The organism is Pseudonocardia endophytica, assembly GCF_004339565.1.
Lineage (GTDB): Bacteria > Actinomycetota > Actinomycetes > Mycobacteriales > Pseudonocardiaceae > Pseudonocardia > Pseudonocardia endophytica.
In genome coordinates this window covers 1,137,892-1,163,741 of sequence record NZ_SMFZ01000002.1, presented here as the reverse complement: position 1 = coordinate 1,163,741, position 25,850 = coordinate 1,137,892, and the positions used below count along the sequence as shown (strand labels likewise).

General features: G+C 73.5%; 21 protein-coding genes. 3 read left to right on the top strand and 18 right to left on the bottom strand.

The genetic code is table 11. The features are described from left to right. Positions 1-28 precede the first annotated feature (28 nt). The 3 genes from EV378_RS24275 to EV378_RS24265 are packed head-to-tail and all read right to left on the bottom strand — an operon-like array spanning position 29 to position 1,855. Positions 29-553 carry a hypothetical protein gene (locus tag EV378_RS24275; RefSeq protein ID WP_207908850.1) on the bottom strand — a complete coding sequence of 175 codons (525 nt, stop codon included), beginning with the start codon at positions 551-553 and terminating at the stop codon, positions 29-31. Further along, positions 546-1,319, bottom strand: coding sequence for a signal peptidase I (gene lepB / locus EV378_RS24270; protein WP_132429732.1), 774 nt, complete (start codon positions 1,317-1,319; stop codon positions 546-548). The genes EV378_RS24275 and lepB overlap by 8 nt, the downstream gene beginning before the upstream one ends. Positions 1,320-1,360: 41 nt before the next feature. Further along, positions 1,361-1,855, bottom strand: coding sequence for a hypothetical protein (locus EV378_RS24265; protein WP_132429731.1), 495 nt, complete (start codon positions 1,853-1,855; stop codon positions 1,361-1,363). A 584-nt stretch (positions 1,856-2,439) separates the two neighbouring features. Between EV378_RS24265 and EV378_RS35510 the strand changes: the two genes are divergently transcribed. Beyond that, the gene (locus EV378_RS35510) at positions 2,440-2,595 is read left to right on the top strand and encodes a hypothetical protein (protein ID WP_165922461.1); all 156 of its coding nucleotides are present in this window, start codon (positions 2,440-2,442) and stop codon (positions 2,593-2,595) included. 17 nt (positions 2,596-2,612) lie between these two features. Here the strand turns inward: EV378_RS35510 and EV378_RS24260 are convergent, their stop codons facing one another. From EV378_RS24260 to EV378_RS24240, 5 genes are all read right to left on the bottom strand, one after another. Beyond that, positions 2,613-3,716, bottom strand: a complete 1,104-nt coding sequence (locus EV378_RS24260) for a methyltransferase C-terminal domain-containing protein (protein ID WP_132429730.1) — start codon at positions 3,714-3,716, stop codon at positions 2,613-2,615. A 32-nt stretch (positions 3,717-3,748) separates the two neighbouring features. Next, the gene (locus tag EV378_RS24255) at positions 3,749-4,312 is read right to left on the bottom strand and encodes a dTDP-4-dehydrorhamnose 3,5-epimerase family protein (RefSeq protein WP_132429729.1); all 564 of its coding nucleotides are present in this window, start codon (positions 4,310-4,312) and stop codon (positions 3,749-3,751) included. 13 nt (positions 4,313-4,325) lie between these two features. Further along, a complete protein-coding gene (locus EV378_RS24250) occupies positions 4,326-5,606 on the bottom strand; it encodes a class I SAM-dependent methyltransferase (RefSeq protein ID WP_207908849.1) in 1,281 nt (426 codons plus the stop codon). A 174-nt stretch (positions 5,607-5,780) separates the two neighbouring features. Next, the gene (locus tag EV378_RS24245) at positions 5,781-7,094 is read right to left on the bottom strand and encodes a UDP-glucose dehydrogenase family protein (protein WP_132429727.1); all 1,314 of its coding nucleotides are present in this window, start codon (positions 7,092-7,094) and stop codon (positions 5,781-5,783) included. Between the two features lie 154 nt (positions 7,095-7,248). Next, positions 7,249-8,340, bottom strand: a complete 1,092-nt coding sequence (locus tag EV378_RS24240) for an LCP family protein (RefSeq protein ID WP_243653748.1) — start codon at positions 8,338-8,340, stop codon at positions 7,249-7,251. A 582-nt stretch (positions 8,341-8,922) separates the two neighbouring features. Between EV378_RS24240 and EV378_RS24235 the strand changes: the two genes are divergently transcribed. Both EV378_RS24235 and EV378_RS24230 read left to right on the top strand, forming a co-directional pair. Then, positions 8,923-9,594, top strand: coding sequence for a TetR/AcrR family transcriptional regulator (locus EV378_RS24235; RefSeq protein ID WP_132429726.1), 672 nt, complete (start codon positions 8,923-8,925; stop codon positions 9,592-9,594). Beyond that, positions 9,591-10,361 (top strand): hypothetical protein, encoded by a 771-nt coding sequence (locus tag EV378_RS24230; RefSeq protein WP_207908848.1) that lies wholly within the window; start codon positions 9,591-9,593, stop codon positions 10,359-10,361. Before EV378_RS24235 ends, EV378_RS24230 begins: the two co-directional genes overlap by 4 nt. Here EV378_RS24230 and EV378_RS24225 read toward each other — a convergent pair. The 10 genes from EV378_RS24225 to EV378_RS24185 form a co-directional block, all read right to left on the bottom strand. Further along, a complete protein-coding gene (locus tag EV378_RS24225; protein WP_132429725.1) occupies positions 10,354-11,490 on the bottom strand; it encodes a hypothetical protein in 1,137 nt (378 codons plus the stop codon). The genes EV378_RS24230 and EV378_RS24225 overlap by 8 nt on opposite strands. A 116-nt stretch (positions 11,491-11,606) precedes the next feature. Then, positions 11,607-13,064 carry a glycosyltransferase family 2 protein gene (locus tag EV378_RS24220; protein ID WP_132429724.1) on the bottom strand — a complete coding sequence of 486 codons (1,458 nt, stop codon included), beginning with the start codon at positions 13,062-13,064 and terminating at the stop codon, positions 11,607-11,609. Between the two features lie 2 nt (positions 13,065-13,066). After that, positions 13,067-14,386, bottom strand: a complete 1,320-nt coding sequence (locus EV378_RS24215; protein WP_132429723.1) for a nucleotide sugar dehydrogenase — start codon at positions 14,384-14,386, stop codon at positions 13,067-13,069. Between the two features lie 144 nt (positions 14,387-14,530). Continuing rightward, on the bottom strand, positions 14,531-14,956 hold the full coding sequence (locus EV378_RS24210) for a hypothetical protein (protein ID WP_132429722.1): 426 nt from the start codon (positions 14,954-14,956) through the stop codon (positions 14,531-14,533). Between the two features lie 300 nt (positions 14,957-15,256). Continuing rightward, entirely contained in the window at positions 15,257-15,655 is a 399-nt protein-coding gene (locus EV378_RS24205) for a hypothetical protein (RefSeq protein ID WP_132429721.1), read from the bottom strand. Between the two features lie 377 nt (positions 15,656-16,032). After that, positions 16,033-16,188 (bottom strand): hypothetical protein, encoded by a 156-nt coding sequence (locus EV378_RS35505; protein WP_165922460.1) that lies wholly within the window; start codon positions 16,186-16,188, stop codon positions 16,033-16,035. A gap of 2 nt (positions 16,189-16,190) precedes the next feature. Beyond that, complete coding sequence (locus tag EV378_RS24200) at positions 16,191-16,901, bottom strand: class E sortase (protein ID WP_279389661.1); 711 nt, start codon at positions 16,899-16,901, stop codon at positions 16,191-16,193. 62 nt (positions 16,902-16,963) lie between these two features. Then, entirely contained in the window at positions 16,964-18,214 is a 1,251-nt protein-coding gene (locus EV378_RS36955; RefSeq protein WP_341540450.1) for a C40 family peptidase, read from the bottom strand. A 2-nt stretch (positions 18,215-18,216) separates the two neighbouring features. Further along, positions 18,217-24,504: an SdrD B-like domain-containing protein gene (locus EV378_RS24190; RefSeq protein WP_132429719.1), complete on the bottom strand. Its 6,288-nt coding sequence runs from the start codon at positions 24,502-24,504 to the stop codon at positions 18,217-18,219. A gap of 471 nt (positions 24,505-24,975) precedes the next feature. Then, positions 24,976-25,602 carry a TetR/AcrR family transcriptional regulator gene (locus tag EV378_RS24185; protein WP_132429718.1) on the bottom strand — a complete coding sequence of 209 codons (627 nt, stop codon included), beginning with the start codon at positions 25,600-25,602 and terminating at the stop codon, positions 24,976-24,978. Positions 25,603-25,850: the final 248 nt, after the last annotated feature.

Below are 25,850 nucleotides of genomic sequence, written 5' to 3'. Positions count from 1 at the left end.
CCACCTCCGGACGGCACGTCGTCGGTCATCAGCTGCTGACGGTCAGCGTGACCGGGATCGTGAACACGGCGTTCTGGCATCCGGTCTCCGACTCCGTCGACATCACGGCCGCTCCGGGCAGGGTGAGCGTCGCCGACCCGCCGGCCGCCACCGGCAGTCCGGGGTCCGACGGGGTGAGGGTGACGCCGGTGACGTCGCAGGTACCGGTACCGCCGCTCGCGGTCGGCTGCCCGGAGCCGGCCACCGAGGTCACCGTCATCGGGACCGGGTTGGGGTTCACGACGGTGACCACGGCGTCCCCGGTGGCGCCGGGATAGAGCTCCCCCGTCGTCACCGCCGACCCGGGGACCGCCGCCGTCGTCGGTGGGTCGAGCGACGCGGCCGTCGCCGACCCGTCACCCGACCCGCCGCCGGCCCACGAGGCCGACGCCACCCCACCACCGACGCCGAGGGAGGCCGCGACGGCGGCACCGAACGCGACCCTGGCGAACGCCGCCCGCCGGCTCCCCACCGGCGGGACGTCGGGCCGGGTGTGCGTCACGGTCTCAGCCATCGACGCTGCGCCACCGGTCCACGGGCAGCACGACGAACCGCACCTTCCCGATCACGTCGGCGGTCGTGATCGGTCCGTGCTCGCGCGAGTCGGCGGAGTTGTTGCGGTTGTCGCCCATCGCCCAGATCTGGCCAGGGCCGAGCGTGACCGGGTCGAACGGGGCCTGCCGTGGCGGACCTCCCGGCTGGAGGTACACGTAGGGCTCCGCGACCGGCTTCCCGTCCACGACGACGCGGTTCTCCGGGTCGCAGCAGGAGACGGTCTGGCCACCGACCGCGACGACCCGCTTGACGAAGTCCTTCTCGTAGGGCTCCGAGAGGCTCGCGTAGGCGTAGATCTCGAGCAGCGTGCGCACCACCGGATCCTTCGGCCGGGACGTGGAGACCTCGCCGTTGCTCACCCACGCCGCCGGTCCGCGGAACACCACGACGTCGCCGGGCGCCGGATCGGTGAACCGGTAACCGAGCTTGTCGACGGCGACGCGGTCGTTGTCGCACCCCGGGCACCCGTGCAGCGTGCGCTCCATCGAACCCGAGGGGACGACGAAGATCCGGACGACGAAACCCTGGACGAGGACCGTCACGGCCGCGGCGACGAGCAGCAGCAGCGGCAGCTCCGCCCAGAACGGCAGCCGGCGGCGCCGGCGGCGGTGACGGTGGCGGTGACGGTGGCGTCCGCGGTCTCGCGTCCCGCCACCGCCTCCCGCCGACCGTCCGCCGGCCGTCCGGCTCTCCGCGGTCAGGCGCACCGTGTCGGAGGAGCTCATCTGAGTACCACGCACTTCCTGTGATCCGGTCCGTCGCGGGCTCAGTCCTCGGCGGCGGAGGCGAGCGTGGCGTTCAGCGCGAGCGTGAGGGCCCTGCCCTGGCAGCCGTTGTCCGGGTCGGCGATCATCCGCGACGTCAGCGTGTAGGTGCCGCTCTCCCCCGGCTCGATCACGTCGGGCGGAGGCGATGGCACGGCGTCGCTGGTCACCGAGCCGGCCGCGCAGCTCCCGTTCGTCGCCGACGATCCGGCGCTGATCTCGGTCACGCGCACCGGGTAGGGGTTCGGGTTGTTGATCTCGACGGTGTAGCTGCTGCTGCCGCCCGGGTACAGGCCGCTCCCGCTGGTCCCGGGCGTGATCGTCGAGCTCGCCGCGGTCGCCGCGGTCGCCTCGCCGGTACCGGTACCGGTCGACAGGTACGCCGCCAGCGCGATCCCGGCACCGACGAGGACGACCGCGCCGCCGACGAGCACGGCCAGGCGCTTGCGGCGCCGGGACCGGTCGACGTCGAACTCCCGTTCATCTGTTGAGGACATGCCGTATTGGTACCCGTCTGACCAGGCAAAATGTGGTCCGAGCAACCATCGTGCGACGAGCTCCGTGCGAACGGGTCGGGTACCGGATCCGGCCACACGAAGCGTGTCCGGCCCCGGGACCGCGGTCGGCCGCGGGGGTCGCCGGGCCCGGCCGGCCGGCGACCGACCCGGACACGGCCGGCGTTTCCGCACGTCGAACGCGCCGGTCCCGGCCACCGCCGTTCGATCAACACGATCGTGGAATCTTGTGGGGCGTGTCGTCTCGCGGGCGGATGCGCGTTCAGCGGGCGGGTGTCACCGGTCCGGGCGGTCGACGCGGACCACGTCACGGGGAGTGCCCGCGGGCGGGCGCCGGCGGGCGCCCGCCCCGAGACGGCGAGCCTGCCGGCCCGGACCTGCACGAACGGGCTGCGGACACTCCGGCCGGGGGACGACCGCCGCGTCGGTCCGGCTCCGGACAGCGACGCGCCGCTCCGATCGGGTCCGCTCCACGACGGCGGAGTGACACCGCTTCCCGCTCCGCACGCCGATGGTCGACGCTCCCGTGCCGTCCCGCCGGCAGTTCGTCACAGGAGGTCGGAGCAGTGTCACCATTCGGAATCGTCGCGGCCCTCTGGGTCGCCGTCGCGGTCCCGGTCGCCGTCGTCGTCGGACGCGTGCTCGGTCGACGCCGTCGCGAGGAGGAGCAGGCCGCACGGAACGCGCCCGCCGAGCAGCGGCCCGTCGACGACCGGAGCTGAGCCGGAGCCGAGCCGGATCAGCCCAGGTCGTCGGCGATCACCCAGCGACCGCCGTTGCGCTCGATCTCCGGCATCGCGCCGCGCATCTCGTTCAGCATGTCGCCGAGGAACAGCAGCACCGTGTCCGGCTTCGCCGCGATCATGTCCGACGGCGCGACGATCGGGATGCCGCTGCCCGGCGTGCGCTTGCCCTGCTTCGCACCACCGCCGTCGGCGATCGTCGGGAGCAGGTCCGGCCCGATCTCCGCGCGGTTGAGCAGCGCCACGCACCGGGACGCGGCGCCGTAGCCCCAGACGTTCCGGCCCGCCTCGCGCTCGGCGACGATGAACTCGCGCAGACCCGACGACGTGGCGTCCGCGGAGCGCTGCAGGTCCCGCACGACGTCGGACTTCAGCACCCCGATCGACTCCTCGCGAGCGATCAGGTCCAGCAGCTCCTGGTCCGGCTGCCCACCCCGCTGCGCCGCCAGCAGCACGCTGCCGCCGTAGAGCGGGAACCACCACGCCGTCGTCGCACCGAACCCGATCTCCGCCAGCTCGGCGACCATCACCGGCACCGACTGGTACGCGAAGTGCCCGTGCCGCAACGCGTTCCACGACCCCGTGTCCAGGATCCCCTGCAACGACGGCCACTGGAACAGCAGGATCCCGTCCTCCCGGATCCGGGTCGCGCGCTCGGCCAGCGCGGAGGCCTGGTCGGCGTCGTGGATCAGGCCGAGGTTGTCGATGCACACGTCGGCCAGCTCGCCGTCCTCGGCAGGACGGGCGCCGACCGCCTCCAGCAGCGCTCCCCAATTGCCGCCATGCGGGCTCGGGTACTCGTGGTAGACGGTGCCGTCGCCGAGGATGCCGGCCTCGACCAGCTTGGACACGGCGTCGCGCCCCTGTTCGACGAGTGCGGCGGGCTCGAGCCCGACCGGCTCCTCCGGCGTGCCGGGGTCCTCCACGAGCTGGGCCAGGTGGCACTGGCCGCACATCCACATCCGCAGCGGGTAGAGGTCCTCCGGCGTCGTGTCGTCGACGTCCGGGAACACCTTCGCGGCGGGCTGGCGGCCCGCGTCGAGGACCAGCTCGCCCTCCGACGAGCGGCAGAACCGGCAGCGGATCTCGGTGGTCTCCATCGGTTCTCCTCCTCGTACGGGGCGGTGTCGGTTCAGCGGTGTGCGGTGTCGATCCCGAGCGCGTGCACGAAGTCCGCCCAGCTCGAGGCATTCTCGTCGCGCGCGCTCAGCTGCTCGACCGGCAGCGGCCACTCGATGCCGAGCTGGGGGTCGTCGTAGCGGACCTGGACGGCCTCGCTGCCGTCGTGCTCCCGGTCGATCGAGTAGCACATGTCCGCGACGTCGCCGACCACCTGGAACCCGACGAGCATCCGCCGCGGCACGTACACCGAGACCATGTCGACGTCGTCGAGCCGGACGGTGACGTGCCTGCCGAGCGTCGGCGACTCCGGGCGGGCGTCCACGATCGCGACGAACGCGGCCCCGTGCGCGCACCGCACGATCTTGGCCTCACCGGCGCCACCGCGGCCGTGCAGCCCGCGCAGCACGGCGTGCTCGGAGCGGGACTGGCTGTCCTGCACGAAGTCCGACCGGACGATGCCCCACCGCGCGGCGACCGCGTCGTCGTAGGTGCGGCTGAAGAACCCGCGGTCGTCCCGGTGCGGGGACGGCCGGAACTCCAGCACTCCGGGCAGCTCGGTCTCGCACACCTCCATCGATGTCCTCTCCTCAGACGATCTTCGGCCGCGGCACGGGGACGACGAACCGCCCTCCCCCGTCCGCGTAGGCCTGCTGCTGGCGCACGATCTCCTCGGCGAAGTTCCAGGCGAGCAGCAGGACGTAGTCCGGCCGCCGGTCGAGGAGCGCCTGCGGGTCCAGGATCGGGATCCGCGCGCCGGGGATGAGCTTGCCCTGTTTATGGGTGTTGCGGTCAACCACGAAGTCGATCGTGTTGGCCCCGATGCCCGACGAGTTCAGCAGCGTCGCGCCCTTGGCCGCGGCACCGTAGGCGGCGACCGACGCGCCCTCGGCGCGCAGCGACCGCAGGAGTTCGACGAGCTCGGCCTGGTTCCGGCGCACGGTCTCGCCGAAGTCGCGGTAGGCGGCGTAGTCGTCGAGCCCCGCCGCCCGCTCCTTCTCCAGCTGCGCCTCGGCGCGCTCGGAGGGCGATCCCTGCTTGCTCGCGGTCCAGCGCAGCGTGCCGCCGTGCATGTTCGGGAAGTGCTCGACGTCGATCAGCGTCAGCCCGTGCCGGGCGAACAGCCGCTGCACCGCGAGCGTCGAGAAGTAGCAGAAGTGCTCGTGGTAGACGGTGTCGAACTCGTTGTGCTCCAGCAGGTCCCCGACGCACGGGTTCTCCACCTGCACCACGCCGTCGTCGGCGACGAGTGCGGCCATGCCGGCCACGAAGCCGTTCAGGTCCGGGACGTGGGCCATCACGTTGTTGGCCAGGATCGCGTCCGCCGGACCGCGCTCGGCGCGGAGCGTCTCGCCGAGCGACGCGGTGAAGAACTCCTCCAGCGTGTCGACGCCGGCCTCCCGGGCCGCCGCCGCCGGGCCGGGCGTCGGCTCCACGCCGAGCGTCGGGACGCCGTGGCGGGCGAACTGCGTGAGCAGGTAGCCGTCGTTGCTGGCCAGCTCGACGACGAGCGAGTTCCCGTCCAGCCCCCGCTGCGCCACCAGGTCGTCGACGTGCTCGCCGGAGTGCTTGACCAGCGCGTCGGAGAACGACGAGAAGTACGGGTAGTCCGCCCCGAAGATGATCTCGGCGGGCAGCTCGTGGGTCAGCTGCACCAGCGCGCACCCGGCGCAGAACCCGACGGCCAGCGGGTACGACGCGTCCGGCGTCCCCGTCTCGGCCGGATCCGGCAGCGCGTTCGCGATCGGCGTCGACCCGAGCGAGAGGAACTCGCGCAGGTCAGCCGACCCGCAGGAGCGGCACTCGGTGACGCGGGTCGCCGGGTTCGCCGCGGCGACGTCGGTCCGGGGGTCGGGCGGAGCGGTAGACAAGCGGTTCCTCCAGTGACGCGGAGCCGAGGCTGGGCCGATCGGCCGGGTCACGGTATCCGGCGCGCGGAACCGGACACGCACGGCCATCCGCAACTCCCTCTACGGGTGGTTCGTCCCGGAAATTCGATCGCCCGAGGACGTGCGTTACGGATCGCGGGCGTGACGGGTGTCGCCTCAGGTGCTCCGACGGCCGAGGGCACGGTAGCTCCAGCCGGCCGCCTCCCAGGCCTCCCGGTCCAGCGCGTTGCGCCCGTCCAGCACGCTGCGGCGGGCCACGACCGCGCCGAACGCGGCCGGGTCCAGCTGCCGGTACTCGCGCCACTCGGTCAGCAGCAGGACGAGGTCCGCCCGCTCGGCCGCCTCATGGGCCGTGACCGCGTAGTCCAGCTGCGGCCACTGCCGGCGCGCGTTCTCGACGGCCGCCGGGTCCGTCACCCGGACCGTCGCGCCCTGCAGCTGCAGCTGGGCCGCGACGTTCAGCGCCGGCGAGTCGCGGATGTCGTCGGAGTCCGGCTTGAACGCCGCGCCCAGGACGGCGACCCGCTTGCCGAGCAGGCTCCCGTCGCACACCGCGCGGGCCAGCTCCACCATCCGGATCCGACGTCGCATGTTGATGTTGTCGACCTCGCGCAGGAACGTCAGCGCCTGGTCGGCGCCCAGCTCCCCGGCCCGGGCCATGAACGCCCGGATGTCCTTCGGCAGGCACCCGCCACCGAACCCGAGACCGGCGTTGAGGAACTTCCGGCCGATCCGCTCGTCGTAGCCGATCGCGTCCGCCAGCTGCTTCACGTCCGCACCGGTCGCCTCGCACAGCTCGGCCATCGCGTTGATGAACGAGATCTTCGTGGCCAGGAACGAGTTCGCGGCCGTCTTCACCATCTCCGCGGTCGCGTGGTCCGTCACCACCTGCGGCGTCCCGGCGGCGACGATCGTCGCGTAGACCTCGTCGAGCAGGTCCCGCGCGCGCTGCCCGTCGGCGCCGTCCGGGACGCCGTACACCAGACGGTCCGGGTGCAGCGTGTCCTGCACCGCGAACCCCTCGCGCAGGAACTCCGGGTTCCACGCCAGCATCGCGCCGGTCTCCCCGACCGTCTCGGCCAGGCGCGCGGCCGTCCCGACCGGCACGGTCGACTTGCCCGCCACCAGCTCTCCCGGCTCCAGCACGTCGACCAGCGCCCCGACGGCCGCGTCGACGTGCCGCAGGTCGGCGCCGTACTCGTCGCGCTTCTGCGGGGTGCCGACGCACAGGAAGTGCACCCGGGCACCGGCCGCCTCACCGACGTCGGACGTGAACGACAGGCGGCCGGACGCGAGGCTCGCGGCCAGCAGCTCGTCGAAGCCGGGCTCGTAGAACGGCGCCTTGCCCGACGAGAGCAGCCGCACCCGCTCCTCGTCGATCTCGACACCGACGACCTGATGACCCAGCTCGGCCATCGACGCGGCGTGGACCGCGCCGAGGTAGCCGCATCCGATGACGGAGACCTTCACACCGGTGTCGGTATCACGGCCGGACCGCGCCGAGCGCCGCGACGACGGGATGTTCAGCGCCGGTTGGCCGGCTGTTCGGCCCCGGTCAGGACGGGGTGTCGCTCAAAGTCCCTGCCGAACGGCCGGGTTGTTGCGTCACCGAACACGCGGCGCGCTACGAGGGCGAGTCACTCAGGGTCTGCGACGGGTTGTTGGCCGCGTACTGCCCGACGCTCCCGTTGCGGATCGAGTCCCACAGCTGCGGGCCCCGCGCGTCGTCCAGGTAGACGACCGACTGCGGGCCCTCCATGCCGAGCCCGGAGACCGGGACGGACAGGAAGTCCACGCCGGACGAGCGCAGGTTGCGGTAGTCCACGGCGAGCCCGACCAGGCCGGTGTTGGACAGCGTGTCGTCCACGCTGACCGTGGTGCCGATGTTCTGGGCGAACGAGTACAGCGCGGTCGGGTTCGACGTCGCGTCCTGCTGCACCTTCGTCAGCAGCACCCGCAGCGCGTTCTGCTGGCGCTTCGCGCGGTCGAGGTCGCCGTTCGGCAGGTCGTAGCGCTGCCGGACGTAGGCGAGCGCCTGGGCACCGTCGAGGTGGTTCTCGCCCGCCTGGAAGTTCACGCCCATGTTGCTGGTGGCCTGCGCGATGTTGACGTCGATGCCGCCGACGGAGTCCACGAGCGTCTGGAACCCAGCGAAGTCGATGACCCCGAAGTGGTCGACGCGCACGCCGGTCAGCTTCTCCACGGTCTCGATCAGCAGGCTCGGCCCGCCGAACGCGTACGCCGCGTTGATCTTGTTCATGCCGCGGCCGGGGATGTCCACCCAGCTGTCACGCGGGATGGAGACGACGGAGCCGGTGGTGCCGTCCGGCTGCACCGTGGCCAGCATGATCACGTCGGACCGCTGGGAGCCGGCGTTCACGCCGGGCGTCGCCTCGGTCCCGGTGGTCGGATCGGTCGAGCGGGAGTCCGTGCCGACGAGCAGGAACGTGGTGGCGCCCGTCCCGGCCGGGCGGTTGCCGGCGTCGAGGTTCTTGAACGCGTCCGGGATGCGCGGGATGTCGTTGCCGAGGCTGACGGTGAGCGCGACGGCCGCACCGGCGATCACCAGGAGCAGGACGAGCACCGCGGCCAGGAAGATCAGCAGCGGGTTGCGCCGCTTCGTCCGTGGCTCGCGCTCGCGCCCCATGCCGGGCAGCAGGTCGTCCTCGCGCGTGCCCTGCCCGCCGCCACGGTGCTGCGGCTCCTGATAGCTCACGGTCGACTCCTCCGGATCCCGACTGCTCCGCGGCCACGGTCGCATCACGCAGTGTTTCTCCGGCGCACCCGGATGCGTTACCCGGATCCCGGCACGATCGACACCCGTCGCGCGTCGTCGCAGGTCGGGGCGTTTGTGAGGCGGTCGCTGAGGGCCGATTTCATCAGGATTCGGGAACGACGCCCGTCCGCAGGGCGGCCCGGCCCCGTCTCATCGAAATCGATGATCGCCATCCGACGGTGGTCACACGCGACGAGGCTCGTCCGACACGCCGGTCGTCCGGGTCGAGCCGTCTGCCCGGATCCTCCCCCGCCCGACGACCCGTCGCCTCACGGGTACGGCATTCGCCTGCCCGGGGCTGACCCGTTCGCCGAGCTCCACACGACCGGATATACGAGAATGCGATGACGACAATTTTCCACACCAATGTTGAAAAACGCGTGATCCGACCCGGTGAAACCCGACGTCAGGACTCGGGGTATAACAAACGCACCGTTACAGTACGACCACGGAGCGCAGCTGCTTCAGCACAGGAGGCGCCGGCATCAGTCCGCTCCGGGCCGCAGCCGACCGGGGGTCGAGATGGATAGCGAAATCGATCGGAGACGCCGCCGGGCGAAGAATCAGGGTCGCAGTTCCTATAACCGTAGACGTGACGAGATCCTCCGGGCCGCCGCGTCGGTCTTCCGGGACAAGGGCTTCAGCCGAACCAACTTCTCCGAGGTCGCGGCCGAACTGGGGATGGACCGCGCGTCGCTCTACTACTACGTCGGCGGCAAGGACGAGCTGTTTAGTGACGTCGTACTTGATGCGCTGACAGAGAACGTCCGCGCCGCGACCGCGGTCCAGGAGAGTTCGGCCAGCCCTCCGGAAAAGGTCCGCACCCTCCTCCGAGACCTTTTCCGTTCCTACGTCGAATTCTATCCGTTCCAGGTCGTGTATCTGCAGGAGAACCTCGAACACATCGCGGAGGACGACGCGCAGTGGCTGGACGAGATCCGCGCCCTGGAGAACGTGCATTTCGAGTACGTGGAATCGATCGTCCAGGAAGGGGTCGACGACGGTTCGATCCGCGAGGTCGGTCCCCCGTGGTTGATGACCCGTGCCCTGCTCGGCATGGTCGCCTCGACCGCCCGGTGGTACGAGCCAGGGGAGACCGCCCCGGACCCCGAACGTCTCGGCGACACGTTCAGCTCGATACTCCTCGTCGGGATCGCCAGCGATCTCGACCCGGACGCCACGCCTCCGCGGTGAGACGGCTCCCGACCCGGAGGGCACCGCGGCTCGTCGGGGCGCTGTGCGGGGCGGCCCTGGCGTGGGCGCCGTCGTCCTGTGCCGCACCGCCGCCGTTGACACTCCCGCTCGTCGACGCGTTCGACGGTCCGGCGGGGGTCGTCGCCCGCCCGCACGACGACGAGCGCGGCGGCACGACGCCGTGGCGCCTGACCAGCGGAACCCTGTTCCGCGCCGACGGGACCGGCTGGACCGGCCCGCCGGACGACGGGGCCGCGCCCGGATCGAACGGCTCCGCGGTGTTCCGGATGGTGTCCCGCCGCGAGGCGGTCGGCGACGTCGTGGTCGGGATGCGGCTGCGGCTCGACCGCTGGTCGACCACCGCGCGGACACCCGCGCAGGACATCGACGGGGCGCACGTCTGGATCCGCTACCGATCGCCGGAGGAGCTGTACGCCGTCAGCGTCGACCGGCGCGACGGGACCATGGTGGTCAAGAAGAAGTGCCCTGGCGGCCCGAGCAACGGGGGTACCTACCACGACCTCGACGACCCGGTTCCCGCCCCGGTCGTCCCCGGTCGCTGGCAGCAGGTGCGGGTGACCGTGCGGGACACGGCCGACGGGTCGGTGGAGATCACCGCGGAGCGGGACGGCACCGTCGTGCGCGCGGTGGACGGTGGTGTCGGATGCGAGCCCCTCGCCGGCCGGGGGGCGGTCGGGCTGCGGGGGGACAACGCCGAGCTCCACGTCGACGACGTCGACGTGCGCCCCGCCCCACCGGTCAGGTGACCTGCAGGCGCCGCACCAGCAGCTCGGTGCCCGGCGCCCCGTCGACCCGCAGGGCGAGCGCGCCGCCGGAGTCCGGACGGGCCACCGGCACGACCGCGTGCGCGCCGTCGACGGTGATCTCCAGCCGGTCACCGGCGAGCCGCGCGTCCAGCGCGTGCCGTCCCCTGCCGTCGATGCCCAGCACGGCCAGGGTGCGCTCGCGGACGTCGACCACGCGGACCGCGCCCTGGCCGAGGACGACCCGCAGCGGCTCGGTCGAGCCGTCCCGCAGGACCACCGCCCCGGTGGCCGTCCGCGACAGCGACCAGGTCAGGCTCACCGCGTAGTCCGACCACGCCCCGGCCCGCCCGGCCCACAGCCGCGACGTGCTGCCGCCCGGCGTGGCCGTGCGCAGCCGCAGTCCCTCGTCGGACGTGCGGAGCGCGTTCCCGGCCGTCGGGGTCCAGCTCCCGGGCAGCATCGGGCCGGACTCCGCGGGGGCGGGAGCGGGCAGGCCGGCCACGATCCGCCCGAACAGGGAGCGCTCGTCGTCGCCAGGGCCGACCGCGACCCGGTTCACCGCAGGCCCGGACGGGCGCGGCAGCGGCGTGTCGGACACCGCCCAGCCGGAACCGAGGTGCAGGGCGGCGAGCTCGCGGCCGTTGAGCAGGTAGCCGGAGGGGGCGCCGGGCTCGCGCGCCGACGTCGTCGTGGCCGTGAGCCCGTACCGGCTCAGGACCGGCTCGGCGTAGCGCCAGACCCCCGTGGTCGCCCGCGGGAAGCGGATCTCCAGCGGGGCGCCGCCCGGACCGAAACCGGCCTGCGCGAGCATGGCGAGCTGCCGCTCGAACGCCGCCGTCGTGATCGCGTCGCTTCCGCCGGGACGTTCGGCGGGCCGCACGTCCGGGTAGTCGAGCACGAGCGTCGAGGCGTGCGCCCGCTCGGCGTCCGCGGCGTCGAGCGCGAACGTCGGGTCGTGCGGGGTGCGGACCAGGAACGCCGCGACGCCGTCGGCCTGCGGGCGCAGGATCTCGATCCGGTCGCCGACCGCGGACAGTCCGACCGACGCCAGCGCGGGCCCGACGACGGCCGCCCCCATCAGTCCGGCCATCAGGGCCGGGCGACCGCGGACCGCCATGCGTGGGGACACGGGTCAGAGCACCCCCCACCAGGCGAGGACCTGACCGCGGGTCAGCAGCAGCGCGAACGCCGCGAGCATGGCCAGCACGAACACGACGTCGGCGACCCGGGAAGCGACGGCCCGCCTCACCGACGGCACCAGACACCGCGGCGGAGCGTGAGCGCGCTGTACGGCAGGATCCAGGACAGGAACAGCGACGAGACGACGCTCATCAGCGGCCGGTACCTCCACGCCGGGCACCCGGGGTTCTGCCTGCGGTAGGCCACCGTCCACACCCCGCCCTTGAACAGCACCCCCACCAGGTAGAGGGCGCCGAGCAGCCACATCCCGTGCCACGGCAGCCACACCAGGTGGCGGAACGCCATCACCGGAGCGAGCAGCACCCAGAACACGTGGCCGTAGAACACGGCCGCCGGAACCGGGCCCCGCCGCCACTGGAAGGCGCCGGTGAAGAACAGGTTCCGCAGGAAGCTCTTCTTCCACCTGACCTGCTGGCGCAGGAACGAGCGCACCGACGACGGCACGATCGTCCGCACCCGCGCGCTGCGCACGTACTCGACCCGCCACGCCCGGTCGGGCGCCGGCGCGGGGCTCCCCTCCGGTGCCGGGTAGCGGCGGCGCAGCCGTCCCCCCACCCAGTACTGCCCGAGCACGTACCCGGTCAGCTGGCGGTCGGTGGCGAACCGGAACTCGGCGCCGCAGAAGCGGTCGGCCGCCCAGGCCGGCATGTAGGCCGCGACGGCCTCGCGGCGGAACGCCGCCAGCGGGCCGGACACGCAGCTCACCGACCCGAACACGCTCTCGGCGGCCTTCGCCACCCCGAACTGGCCGTCGTACCAGACGTCCTGGGTGCGGGTCAGCAGGTTGGTCCCGGCGTTGAGCGCACGCCCGTGCCCGCTGACCGCCCCGATGTCCGGGTGGGCCACGATCGCGCGCACGGCGTGCTCGACGGCGTCCGGGGAGACCACGCAGTCCGAGTCGGTGAACACCACGACCGGTCCCGAGGTCTCGTCGAACGCCCGCGTGAGCGCCCGCTTCTTGCCCACGTTGACCGGCAGGTGCAGCACCCGGACGGGCAGCTGGGCCGCGAGCCGGTCCAGCACCTCGGCCGTGCCGTCGGTGCTGGCGTCGTCGACGACCACGATCTCCAGCCGCGGGTAGCGCGACGCGGCCATGCTGCGCACGCAGGCCTCGATGTCGTGCACCTCGTCCTTCACCGCGACCAGGAACGACACCGGCGGCAGCTCGTCGACGGTGAGTGCCCGCGCGGCGCGGTCCTGGGACGGATCGGTGTAGTAGCCGAACGCGACGACGAGGGTCAGCACGAGCGCGGACAGCACCGCGATCCCGTAGACGCCGAGCCAGGCGTCGCCGGACAGGTTGGCGACCTTCCAGGCGAGGATCATGGTGAGCGGTGCGATCGCGAGCACCGCGAGCGCGGGCCGCGGGCCCGCCCGGTCGAGCGGCCGGCGGGCGTAGCAGGCGAGCACGGCCCTGGCCCGCCCGGACCGGACCTCGGGCAGGGCGAGCCGCGTCGTGTCCGCGGCCCGCTCGGCGCGGTGCGCCGTGACGGATCCGGTCACCTCTACAGCGTCCGGCCGTGCGGGAGATGCGACAGCCGGTACGTCGTGTCCAGCACGGCCCGGCAGCGGGCCAACCACCTCAGGTCCGCATCGTCGTCGAGCGTGTGCACGACGACCAGGTCCCACGGCACGGCCCCGGGATCCGCGACGCGCGTGAGCTGTCCCCCGCCGCCCACGCCGATCCGTTCCACGAGCGGGTCGGAGAACGCCACCCGCGCACCGTCCGACCGCAGCTCCTCGATGATCGCCAGGGCGGGGGACTCGCGGACGTCGGCGACCCCCGGCTTGTAGGTCACCCCGAGCACCAGGATCCGCGACCGCGCGACCGTCCGGCCGCTGTCGGCGAGTACCTCCCGGATCCGCCGACAGACGGCACGCGGACGATCGGCCAGCGTGGTCATGGCCGCGGTCGTGACGGCCGGGGCCAGGCTGCGGCGGCGCAGCTGCCACAGCAGGTAGTGCGGGTCGCACGGGATGCAGTGACCGCCCACTCCCGGCCCGGGCCGGAAGGCCATGAACCCGTACGGCTTCGTCGCCGCCGCCCGCACGACCTCGGCCGCGTCGACCCCGAGCTCCCTGGCGACGTCCGCGAACTCGTTGGCGAGGGCGATGTTGACCGCCCGGAACGTGTTCTCCAGCAGCTTCGACAGCTCCGCCACCTCGGGGGACCCGACCGGGTGCACCGAGGCGGCGGTCGGCCCGAGCAGCTCGGTGGCGCGACGCGTGCACTCCGGCGTCACGCCCCCGACCACCCGCGGGGTGGAGCGCGGCTCGTGGCCGGGTACGCCCGGGTCGATCCGCTCCGGACTGAACGCGACGTGGACGTCCTCGCCGGCGACGAGACCCCGCTCGGCCAGCGGCCCGACGAGCAGATCGCGGGTGCAGCCCACGTAGGACGTGGACGTGAGCACGATCGTCTGGCCCGGTACGGCCCGGGAGACGACCTCCGCGCACGCCCGGTGCAGCGGAGCGAGATCCGGCAGCCGGTTCTCGTCCAGCGGGGTCGGGACGCAGATCACGACGGCGCCCGCGGCGACCAGCCGGTCGAGGTCGACCGACACGTCGAGCCGCCCCTCCTCCAGCGCGGTGCCGAGCTCGCGACGCGCACGGGACGGGAGATCGACCCGGAGCGTGTGGATGGCTTCCAGCCGCCCGGCCGAGACATCGACGCCGAGGACGTCGTGCCCGGCCGCGGCGAGCGACAGTGCGGTCGGGAGACCGACGTAGCCGAGCCCCACGACGGCCGGCCCGGGGCCGGTCGTCGGTACCCGGCGTCCGGTGTCGGGAGCCCGCTTCGGCGGGGCACCGAGTCCGGTCGACATGTTTCCTCCACGAGTACGCGCCCTCCCGGGCGGAGGACGTCTGATGGCTGGGCCCGGCGCACCGTCGCGCCGGACCGGCCGGACCACCCGGTTGCGCCCGGGGGGTGGACCGGGCCGGCCGGCGCGACCGACCGCGGGACGTCCTCAGTCGAGGAACGGCACCGGCGGCAGCGCGTCGCGGGACTTGTCCTGGGCGTCGACGCGCTGGTCGCCGCGGGCGTCCTGCTTGCCCTTCTGGCCCTGCTCCGTGGCGTTGCGGTTGTCCTGGTCGACGCCGCCGCCCTGCGCGTGCGGGTGGCCGCTCCACTCGTCGTACCCGCCGGGACCGGTGGACGCGCTCGTCGGGAACGCCGGGAAGCCGGGCAGCAGCGAGTTGCTGTTGCTCTGGTCGGTCTCGTTGTCCTGGTCCTGGTCGAAGTCGAAGTCCTGGTCCTGCTCGACCGGGCCGCTCAGAACCGGGGCATTGGCGACCGGGAAGTCGAGGGGACCGGCGAATGCCATGGCGGGAGCGCCGACGGCGAGCGGCAGGCCGATCAGCCCGATAGCCAGGGAACGCTTGATGTTGCGCATGTGAGAACCCAATCGATCATCGGATGGGATGCGTGCCCGCGAGACATTTCTCGTGGACTGGCGGATTCCTACCGTTGCTACACGGGCCCGGTCAAATTGACGTCATTCGAGTACACGAACGGGGAAGAATGCGCATCCCGGGCCGCCGCGAATCGTTACCCCGACAGAACCGTCAACAAGATCGTGGATAATCGTCGGCAATTCTTCGCACACGGTCCGGGCCCTGGGCACACGACGACGGACCGGCCGCCCCATGCGAATGGTTCGGCCGGTCCGTGACACCCGTCGTGGCCCCTGCGGTCACCCGCCCCGCGTGCACCCGAACTGGTGCTGCACGGTCTCGTTCCGGTTCTCCTGGATGGTCCGGTTGTCGATCCGGTTGTCCGGTCGGACGTCGCCGCCGTCGCGACCCAGCAGGCCGTCCGCGTCGATGGTCGGGGCGACCTGGACGACCGGCGCCACGTTGACGTTCCGCTGGTCGGTGCGGTTCGACTGGCCCTGCTCCACCCCGCTCCAGAGCTCCTGGGCCAGACCGCCACCGTCCACGGCAGGAGCGCCGCCGTCGGCCCGGGGCGCGGAGCACTCCCCGCTCCCGACCGACCCGACACCCGCTGGCGGGCCGTCGTCGGCCAGCGCGACGGCGGGTGCCGCGACACCGGCCGGCAGGACCGCTGCGGCAACGACAAGGGTTCGACACAACCGAGACATCCGCACGACGCTTTCTGTCGGAGAAGGTTTCCCGTCGGAGCCCGGAAGATCGATGCGGGTGGGTCGACCAGGAGAAATCGACCCACCCGCGACGAGCGGCGCTAACTTCCCCGAAGCCACCCTCCCGTCGCAGCCGGTCGACCACCGTTTCGGAGATCGACCCGACTTCCCGGGTCCGCACTTGGTACACCGCCGCGATGCACCCGGTCAAATTCACGGCGAGTTTTCCGGGAACTCAACACGATCGAGCGGCGAAATCGGGCTCCTCCATCCGGAATCACGCATCGTGAGCATTCTTCCACGTGAGCGTTGATTGCCGGGAGAACGTTCCGGAGAATTCCGCGATCATGTTGACGGAGTCGTCGACGCTATTCGAGGGAGGAGACGTCGAGCGGCAGGTGGAGCTCCACCCAGGGAAAGACCACCAGGAACAGCAGGGCGAGGACGACGGCGAGGAGCACCGCCGCCTGCACGGCCTTGAGCCAGGTACGGCCGGGGAGCACGCCCCAGATCCATGCGTACACGGTCAGGCTCCTCTCGATCGTGGGGTGACCGCGACCAGCACCGCGTGGGTGACGAGGCGGAAGCGGGCCGAGAACCGGGGATGGCACGTGGTCAGGGTCAGCATGCGCAGCGACGGCGGCGGCGACACCTCCGGCCGGCCGGGAACCGGGGCGATGACGTCCCGTTGCGTGGGCGGGACGACCTGGAACGGCGGGACGTCGGCGACCGGTCCGGCGCTCGTGATCGCCCGGCGCACCAGGTCGCACTGCGGCCCCTGCGGTGGCGCCGGCCCGGGCAGCAGCCGGTAGGAGTACCGGGCCGAGGCGGTCTCGAGGACCATCTCGTCGCACGGCTGCAGCTCGCCGAGCCGGTCGAACGGCGCGCCGCGGCCCACCCGGTGGCCGGCGATCGCGATGTTCCCCGGCTCCCCCGGGCCGGCCGTCCCGGGATAGTGGCCCGGGCCGCGGGCCAGGTCCGCGCCGTCCACTCCCTCCAGGACCGTCCAGTTCCCGTCGGCGCCCAGTGCCGGGATCTGCAGGCGGGCGATCGGCCGCCCCGGGACGAACCCGGACGACGCCGGTTCCGCGGCGCTCGGTGCCCGCTGCGACCAGATGCGATCGAGCTCCCCGCCGGCCGCCCGCTGGTCCGCCCCGGTCAACCAGGAGGAGACGACCAGCTCGTGGACGACGAACAGCAGGACGAGCACGGACAACGTCAGCGACACCTCGCCCACCGCCCGCAGCGCCCGTCCCGCCGGGGGCGGTCGGCGGTGCCGCCCCCGTGCCGCGGGAGAGCTCACGGAGTCGGCCGGGTGGACGCGTTCGACGACGGCGGGGACTCCTGCCGGTCCGGTCGCGGTGGCTGCGGCGGTGACGGGGACGGCTGCGGGGTCGGTGGCCGCCCCGGCTGGGCCGTGGACGAGAACGACCGGGGTGCGAACGTCGTCGGCGCCGGACCGGTCCCGGAGGGCGGCGAGGTGCCCGGCCGGGCCGGGGGCGTCGGCGAGGCGGTCCGGGACGGGGTCGGGGTGGGAGTCGGGCCGGGGGTCGTCGGGGCCGGTGTCACCGCGGCGGGACCGCCCGGTGGCGCCGGGGGCTCTGCCGCTGTGCCCGGCAGGCCGGACGGGGTGAGGCGTGGATCGGGCGCGGACCGGGACGGCGTCGCCGGTGGCGCCGGTGGCGCAATCGGACCGGCGCCCGGTGCCGGACCGGAGGGGACGGGCGGGACGGGTGCGAGCCCTGCCGGCGCGTCGTCGCCCGCCGGGGGCGCGGCGAACACCTCGGGCGACTGCCGCCGGGGCGCGGGTGCCCACCGCGGCGGGAGCGGGACGAAGGCGAGCGTCCCCGGGAGGGCCGACGGCCGTGTCGCACCGATGTAGTCGTCGCCCGGCCACCGGTACCAGCTGGTCCGCACGGGTTGCCCGAACGTCGGAGCGTTGATCATCCGTCCGTTGCCGAGCGCGATGCCGACGTGGTGCACGTCGTCCGGGGTCCCGTAGAACACGAGGTCGCCGAGCAGCGGCTCCGACCCGCCCGGCAGCCGCGGGCCGGAGGCGAACTGCGCGTGCGCGGTGCGCGGGAGGCCCACGCCCGCGCGCTCGTAGGCCGCCGAGCTCAGGCCGGAGCAGTCGAAACCGGCGTCCCCGTCGGCCGGCCCGTTCCCGCCCCAGACGTACGGCAGCCCGCGCTGGGCCATCGCGAACGCGACCGCGACCCGGGCGACCGTCGAGGATCTCCCTGACGGTGCGACGTCCGCGCCCGTCACCGGGGCCGCACGCTCCGGGACGGCCGGCGACGTGACCGGGGCGGGGGCCACGGCCGGCGTGGGCGACGCGGCGGGCGCGGGCGACGCACTCGGGCCTCCGCCTGCTCCCGGCCACTGCCAGCTCGCCACGGCCCGGGACGCCGGCGGGCCGGGCGGGCCGGTCCGCGCGGCGAGCGCCGACGCGGCCGGGAGCCCCCCGGTCAGTACGGCTGCCGCCAGCAGCGTGCACCAGCGCCGCCGCCACCGCCGGAACGCGGCGTACTCCTCCACCGGATCGTCCACGGTCACTCCAGCGGTTCCCGTCGACGGTTCCGGTACGCCCGCACGGCGAGCGCCGCCGCCCCGAGGATGGCGAGCGCGCCGGCGATCCACAGCAGTGGCTCGACGACCGCGCCGGTCCACGCCAGGCTCCCGCCCTTGCCCTGGCCGGGGGCGGTCTGCCCCGAGCCGTTCTGGCCCGGCGACGGTGCCGGACGGGACGGTGTCTGCCCCGCCGTGGCCGGCCCGGGACGCGGGACGGCCGACGGGCTGCCGGGACCCATGTTCGGGTTGCCACCCGGTGCGGACGGCGTGCCGGACGCCGGCGGAGCGACGAGCGACGGCGGGACCGCGGGCTTCGCCGGGGGCCGCACCGGGCTCACCGGAGGAGTGCCCGGCTTCGACGACGGCGGGGCCGGCTTCGACGACGGCGGGGTCGGCCTCGCCGAGGGCGGGGTTCCCGGCGGTGTCCCGGGCCGCTGCCGCGGCGGCGGGCTGTACGGCCGGACCGCGACCGGAGCGAGCTCGGCCTGGGTGATGTCCCGTCCCTGCACGGTGATCGTGATCGGCGGGGACATCCAGGTCGTCGGGTCGACCCCGGAGCCGGGGCTCAGGCGCGAGCCGTCCGGCGGCTGGACCGCGACCCGGTAGCGCCCGACCCGCACGTCGTCGAACCGGAACCGGCCGTCGGCGCCGGAGGTCGTACTCGCCCGCGGTCGCGGGTTCCCGTCGACGAACAGGACCGCGGTCACCCCGGACCGTGCCGGCTCGGACGCGTCACGCACGCCGTCCCCGTCCCGGTCCGCGAACACGGTCCCGCCGATCGACCCGAGACGGTCACCGAAGTCGGCGCGGGCTCCCCCGGTCGGCGAGACGGTGACGTCGACGTCGTCCGGTGTGGACGCCCCGTAGTTCCTCGGCCGCTCGTGGGTCACGACGTACTGCCCAGCGGGCAGGTCCGTCGCCGAGTACGTCCCGTCCGGACCGGTCGTCGCGGTCACCGCCTGTCCGGTGTCGCGGTTCGTCAGCGTGACCTGGACCTGCGGGACACCTGGCTCGTCCGCGTCCCGGGTCCCGTCGCCGTCCCGGTCGACGTAGACCGTTCCGGTCACCGTCCCGGCGGGCGGGGTCGAGTCCGAGGGCGGGATCTCCCCAGGGGCCGGCAGCTGGTTGTCCCCGGGCGGGACCGGCGTGCCTCCCGGCTGCGGCGGCACGACGGGCTCCGCCGGTTCGCCCGGCTGACCCGGCTGACCAGGCTGACCCGGCTGCCCCGGCTGCCCCGGCTCACCTGGCTGACCAGGCTGACCCGGCTGACCCGGCTGGCCCGGCTGACCCGGCTGACCCGGCTGACCGGGCTGACCCGGCTGGCTCGGCTGACCCGGCTGGCTCGGCTGACCCGGCTGTCCGGGCTCGCCCGGCTGACCCGGCTGTCCGGGCTCGCCCGGCTGGCTCGGCTGGCCGGGCTCGCCCGGCTGGCTCGGCTGACCGGGCTGGCTCGGCTGACCAGGCTCGCCCGGCTGACCCGGCTGGCCCGGCTGACCGGGCTGGCTCGGCTGACCAGGCTCGCCCGGCTGACCCGGCTGACCCGGCTGGCCCGGCTCGCCCGGCTGACCAGGCTGCCCCGGCTGGCCCGGCTCGCCCGGCTGACCCGGCTCGCCCGGCTGACCCGGCTGACCCGGCTCGCCCGGCTGACCCGGCTCGCCCGGCTGTCCAGGCTGACCCGGCTCGCCCGGCTCGCCCGGCTCGCCCGGCTGACCCGGCTGGCCCGGCTCGCCCGGCTGACCGGGCTGACCCGGCTGGCTCGGCTGGCCAGGCTCGGGCGGCTGCCCGGGCTGGCCCGGCTCACCGGGCTGGCCCGGCTCGGGCGGGGCGACCGGTTGCGGAGCGGGCTGCGTCGGGCGTTCGCAGAACTCGTAGCCCGTCGCGTCGTTGCCCGGGCCGAGCGCGATCCCGGTGATCGAGTCCGGCTCCGTCACCGTGCCGCCCGCGGTACCGGCGCGGTCGGGACCGTCCTGGTAGCCGTCGGGTTGCGTCTCGGCGAGGTCGTAGGTCCCGGCGAGCAGCCCGTCGACCCGGAACGTGCCGTCCGGAGCGGTGCGGACCGGCCGGTCGACGGCGGTGCCCGCCGCGTCGGTACCGGTCAGCGTGATCGGCACGTCACCGAGTACCGGGTCCGATGGACCCCGCCGGCCGTCGCCGTCGGCGTCCACGCAGACCACGCCGGCGATCGAGGACGTCGTCGTCGTGAACGCGTAGCCGTTCGCGTCCTCACCGGGTTCGAGCCCGATCCCGGTGATCGTGTTGGGCGCCTTCGGCGTGCCTCCCGCGGTGCCCGGCGTGTCCGGCCCGTCGCCGTAGCCGACCGGCTGCGGGACGGCCACCGAGTACGTGCCGCCCGGCAGGCCCGGCACCGACCAGGTGCCGTCCTCCCCCGTCTGCACCTCGTGGCGGGTGGAGCCGGGGCCGGTCGGCCCGGTGACGGCCACGGGCACGCCGGTCAACGCCGTCCCGTTGTCGTCGGTGAGCGTGCCGGACAGCGTCGCGCCGCGCTCGCCGAAGTCGTACCCGGTGACGTCCTCGCCGGCCGGGACCTCGACCCCGCCGATCGTGTCCGGCGGGATCGGGTCACCGCCGCCGTCACCTGGCGTGTCCCTGCCGTCGGCGTAGCCGGGCGGCTGGGTCTCGGTCACCGAGTAGGTGCCCTCGGGCAGGCTGCCGACCCGGTAGGTCCCGTCCGGGCCGGTACGGGCGGTGCGCTCCACCGGGGCGCCCGCGTCGTCCTGCCCGCTCACCGTGACGGTCGTCCCGGGGATCGGGGCCTCGCCGGGACCGGGCTCGCCGTCGTCGTCGACGTCGGCGAACACCGTCCCGGACACGGACCCGGCGGCCGCGACGAACGCGTAGCCACCCGCGTTCTCCCCCGGCTCGAGCGTGATGCCGGAGATCGTGCCGGACTCCGACGTGTCGCCGCCCGCGGTGCCCGCCCGGTCCGGCGCCTCGCCGTACCCGGGCTGCTCCGGCGCCGTCACCGTGTAGGTGCCGCCGGGCAGGTTCGGCACCGACCACGACCCGTTCGGTGCCGTCGTCGTGTCCCGCTGGACCGGCTGGCCCGCGCCGTCGGTTCCGGTGACGGTCACCGGGACGTTCGGGATGCCGCGCCCGTCGTCGTCGGCGACGACGCCGGACAGGGCCGCGCCGCCCTGCTCGCAGAAGTGGTAGCCGGTCCCGTCGGCACCCGGCCGCAGCCCGATGCCGGTGATCCGGTCCGGGGGCGTGGCGGTGCCACCGGCCGTGCCGGGCGTGTCCGCGCCGTCGGCGTAGCCCGCCGGCTGCGTCTCGCCGAGGTCGTAGGTCCCGCCGAGCAGCCCGTCGAACCGGTACCCGCCGGACGGGTCGGTGCGGGTCGTCCGCTGCACCGGGGCGCCGGTGGCGTCGGTCCCGGTCAGGCCGATCTCGACACCGCCGATCCCCGGCTCGGCGTCGCCCCGCTTGCCGTCCCGGTTCGTGTCCACGCAGACGGTGCCGGCCAGCGAGCCGACGGTCTGGGTGAACTCGTACCCGGTGGCCTGCTCACCCGGATCGACCCGGATGCCCGTGATCGTGCCGGGAGGCTGGCTCTGCCCGCCCGCCGGACCGGGCGTGTCCGGACCGTCGCCGTAGCCGGGGCGCGTCGGCACCGTCACGGAGTAGGTGCCGGGCGGGAGGTCGGTCACCGACCAGCTGCCGTCCGGACCGGTGGTCGTCGGGCGCTGGACGGGCTCGCCGCCGTCGTCGGTCCCGGTCACGGTGACCGGGGTGCCGGGGAGGCCCTGCCCGGTGTCGTCCACCACGCGGCCGGAGATCCCGGCCCGGGGCAGCTCGCCGAAGTCGTACCCGGTCGCCCGGGTGTCCGGCGGCAGCGCGATCCCGGCGATGCCGTCCGGCGGGACGAGCGTGCCGCCTGCCGTCCCGACCCGGTCCGCGCCGTCGTCGAACGCGGTGGGCTGGGTCTCGTCCACCCGGTAGGAGCCGGGCCGCAGCGCCGGGAAGTCGTAGGCGCCGTCGGTGCCGGTCTTCGCGCCGAGCCGCACCGGGTTCCCGACGTCGTCGGTGCCGGACAGCGTCACGGCGGCGTTCGGGATCGGGGGCTCGTCGCCACCGCGCGTCCCGTCGCGGTCGAGGTCCTGGTAGACGACACCCGCGACACCGGAGGTCGCCGTCTCGGTGAAGTCGTTGTCCGGGGCGTCACCGCCGGACGGCACCGTCACCGTGATCGCGTCCGGCCCGGCGACCGTCGATCCGGGGCCCGGGCGTTCCGGGCCGTCGGCGAAGCCGTCCGGCTGCTTCTCGGTGACCGTGTAGGTGCCCGGGTAGACGTCCGTGAACGTGTAGGTCCCGTCCGGCCCGGTCGTCGTGTCCCGCGTGACCGGCTGACCCTCCGGGTCCTTGCCGGACAGCGTCACCGGTGTCCCGCCGATCCCGGTCTCGCCGTTCTGCGGCTCCGGGACGCCGTCGCCGTCGCGGTCGTTGTAGACCCGCCCACCGACGTCGCCGGGCGTCGGCGCCGCGACCGTGGCGGTGTCGGTCACCGGCGTGCCGGTGACCGGGTCCCGCCCGGTCGCGGTCGCGGTGTTCTTGCCGTCCGGGATCGGCGCGGTCGCGGTGCACTTCTTCTGGACGGACTGGCCGGGCGCGAGATCCCCGATCGTGCTGTCGCAGGCCGGGGTCGTCGGGTCGTCCACCGTGACGTCGGTCAGGGGCGTGTCGCCGGTGTTCGTGGTGGTCAGCGTGAACGGCACCTCGGAGCCGGCCGGGTAGGTCGGCGGCGTGGCGTTCGTGTTGACGGTGAGCTTGGTCAGGTCGATCTTCGGGCTGTCCGCGATCGTCACCGGGGCGTCGTCGGTGGCGGTGAGCGTCTCGCCGTAGGGATCCTGCCCGGACGCCGTGGCGACGTTGGTCGTGTCGGTGTCCGGCGCCGGACCGGTGCACGTGTAGGTGCTCGACGCGCCGGCGACCAGGTCGCCGACGGGCCGGGAGCAGTCCTGGAACAGCGGATCGTCGACGGCGACGCCGGTGGTGGGCGCGCCGCCCACGCTGGTCACCGTGATCGAGAACGTGACGGGTTCGCCGGGACGGAACGGACCGCCCTGGGTCTCCTTGACGATGCGCAGCGACGGGATCGGCGCGGAGAGCGCGAGCCCGGTGGCGAGGTAGGAGTCGCCGTCGGTGCTGAAGGCCAGGTCGGCCGACGACGACCCGACCGGGATGCGGTCGGTCGTCTGCTGCTTGGCGTCCACCGACAGGTTGTTCGGCACGTTCGGCGCCGTGGCGCCGGCCGCGTTCGAGACGAAGAAGTTGTCGAGCTCGTTGGTGCCGGGCTCGGGGACCGGTTCACCGTTGACGGTCAGGCGGTCCCTGGCGATGTTGGCGTCGCCCTCGTAGGCGGTCGACCCCACCCGGACGGCCGGGTCGGCCACGCGGAACCCGCTGACCGACGTGACCGTGGGCGGGTCGCTCGAGGCCTGCCGGACGTGCCCGTTGTAGAGGAAGATCGCCCTCTTCACGGGCGCGTAGGTGGGGTTCGGCGCGTCGTAGCCGTAGACCACGGTCAGCGACCACCCCGCGAAGCAGCCGAAGCCCTGCGGGGACCAGATGTTGCCGACGGTCACGGGCAGCGCGACGCCCGACCGCGCGGAGGCGAACGCCGCGGTGACGTCCGCCGTCGCGGAGTAGTACTGCGGGTTGTCCTGGGTGAACGCCGAGTCCGGGTCCGCGGTGTAGTTCGCGGGCGCCACGGCCGTGCGCCCGGTACCCACCGTGAGCTGGACCGGTGTCGAGTCCGGTGAGCCGGCCGGCGGCGCGGCGTCGCCGGCCCCTGGCAGGAACTGGCGGGTGTTGCACGCCACCCCGTCCGCGATCGTCCCGTCCGCGTTCTTGATCCGGCCGGTGTTGCCTGCCCAGTTCAGGCGCGCCTGCACGACGCGCGCACCGGGCGGAACGGTGGTCGACGCGCGGCTGGAGTTGAACGTGGCGGGGTCGGTGTCGACGTCGGCGAAACGCATGTAGTAGGCGTCGTTCACGGCCTCCGGCGCCCGCGAGCGCTTGGCCTGGGCATCGGCGCAGCCGGCCGGCGCGGCACCGCCGGGATCCTGCGGGTCGGCCGGGTCCGGGCAACGCATGCTCCCGTTGCCCGCCTCGAGGAAGTCGCCGTAGACCTCGCCCGCGTAGTCCTGCGCGAAACCACGGACGACCGTGGCGGACGCGGCCGGGATCTGGAGGAGCACGGCGCCGACGGCGATCAACCCGACGACGGCGATCCGCCGCGACATTCCCATTCAGCCCGCCCCTCACAGCGCCTTCCCACCGACCCGGTGACCTTGCGACCGCGGGAGGGGAACTGCCAGGCAAAGAGGCCCGAACAACCCTATGGAGCGATTTCGACAACCCCTCGGGGTGACGATTTTGATAACCCCAAAAATGTTCGACTGATTCACCGCACAGCGACGGAGACGTGAAGAACGGTCAACAGGACCGTGGAAAATCGCTGGTCACGACACAGTCACGTGGCACGGTCCGCCAGCTCCAGCCGTCCGCCGGCACGCCAGGAGACTCCGACACGGGAGACCGTCACGGTTTCGTCAACATAACCGTGGAATTCACTGGTGACGCGTCGGCGCTGTCCGGGAACACGAAGTCGCCACAGATTCGTCAACAGATTCGTGGAATTCCCGGGCCGTCTATCGGATCCGGACCGCCGGACGCACGTCGCCCACGGGGCCGGCAGCGCGCTCGCGACCGCGACGCCCTCAGGGGCTCCGCGGCGGCTGCCACCCGGCTCCGGAGCGGCGCGGCATCAGACCGCGGACGACGAGGTCCGTGAGCTGGTCCAGATGGCGGTCGGTCAGCTCGGCCTCGGTCAGACCGCGGAACAGGACGACCCCGGCGATCACGTCGAGGAGCAGGTCGGCGTCGACGTCGTGAGGCAGGTCGCCGCGCGCCGCGGCGGCCAGCACCACCGAGGACGCGGCGGCCCGGCGGGACCCGAGCAGCTCGGCGAACCGGCCGCGCCCCTCCGGATACGCCACCAGGTCGGCGGCCATCGCAGCGATGCTCGAGCCGAGCGGGGAGCGGACGAACAGCTCCACGTCGAACTCGGTCAGTGCCCGGATGTCGGCCCACGTGTCGCCGGTGACGTGGATCGTCGGCACGGGGGCGGCGTGGTGCAGCGCGTCGAGCGCCAGCGCGATCCGGGTGGGCCACCACCGGTAGACGGTGGCCTTGCTGACACCGGCCCGCGCCGCGACGGCCTCCATCGTCATCGCGGCGTAGCCGCCCTCCCACAGCAGGGCTCCGGCGGCATCCAGCGTCGCCTGCTGAGCCTGGGCGCTGCGCTGCCGTCCCGGCCGGCGGCGCTCACCACCCTGTGTAGCCATCCAGCGACCCTCCCGGCACGTTGTACGGCCTGTTTCCGAAACAATACGTATCGTAGCTAGTTGCACTTGCACCGACACGTCCGCCACGAACACGTGACACCTGACTGTACTCCGAGTGCAACTAGTTGATCAAACCTGGGGGGTCGTTTGCACTGCAGGACAACATCTATCCAGGTCCGGCGGGGTCGATCGACCGTCCGAGACGCCGAAGCCAGAGCGGTGGCTCCTGTCACATCCGACCCTCGATG

Bases quoted from the DNA above. Each gene is read 5' to 3' on its own strand.
- EV378_RS24275 (WP_207908850.1), bottom strand. From the start codon at position 553: ATGGCTGAGACCGTGACGCACACCCGGCCCGACGTCCCGCCGGTGGGG.
- lepB (WP_132429732.1), bottom strand. From the start codon at position 1,319: ATGAGCTCCTCCGACACGGTGCGCCTGACCGCGGAGAGCCGGACGGCC.
- EV378_RS24265 (WP_132429731.1), bottom strand. From the start codon at position 1,855: ATGTCCTCAACAGATGAACGGGAGTTCGACGTCGACCGGTCCCGGCGC.
- EV378_RS24260 (WP_132429730.1), bottom strand. From the start codon at position 3,716: ATGGAGACCACCGAGATCCGCTGCCGGTTCTGCCGCTCGTCGGAGGGC.
- EV378_RS24255 (WP_132429729.1), bottom strand. From the start codon at position 4,312: ATGGAGGTGTGCGAGACCGAGCTGCCCGGAGTGCTGGAGTTCCGGCCG.
- EV378_RS24235 (WP_132429726.1), top strand. From the start codon at position 8,923: ATGGATAGCGAAATCGATCGGAGACGCCGCCGGGCGAAGAATCAGGGT.
- EV378_RS24215 (WP_132429723.1), bottom strand. From the start codon at position 14,386: ATGTCGACCGGACTCGGTGCCCCGCCGAAGCGGGCTCCCGACACCGGA.
- EV378_RS24210 (WP_132429722.1), bottom strand. From the start codon at position 14,956: ATGCGCAACATCAAGCGTTCCCTGGCTATCGGGCTGATCGGCCTGCCG.
- EV378_RS24190 (WP_132429719.1), bottom strand. From the start codon at position 24,504: ATGGGAATGTCGCGGCGGATCGCCGTCGTCGGGTTGATCGCCGTCGGC.
- EV378_RS24185 (WP_132429718.1), bottom strand. From the start codon at position 25,602: ATGGCTACACAGGGTGGTGAGCGCCGCCGGCCGGGACGGCAGCGCAGC.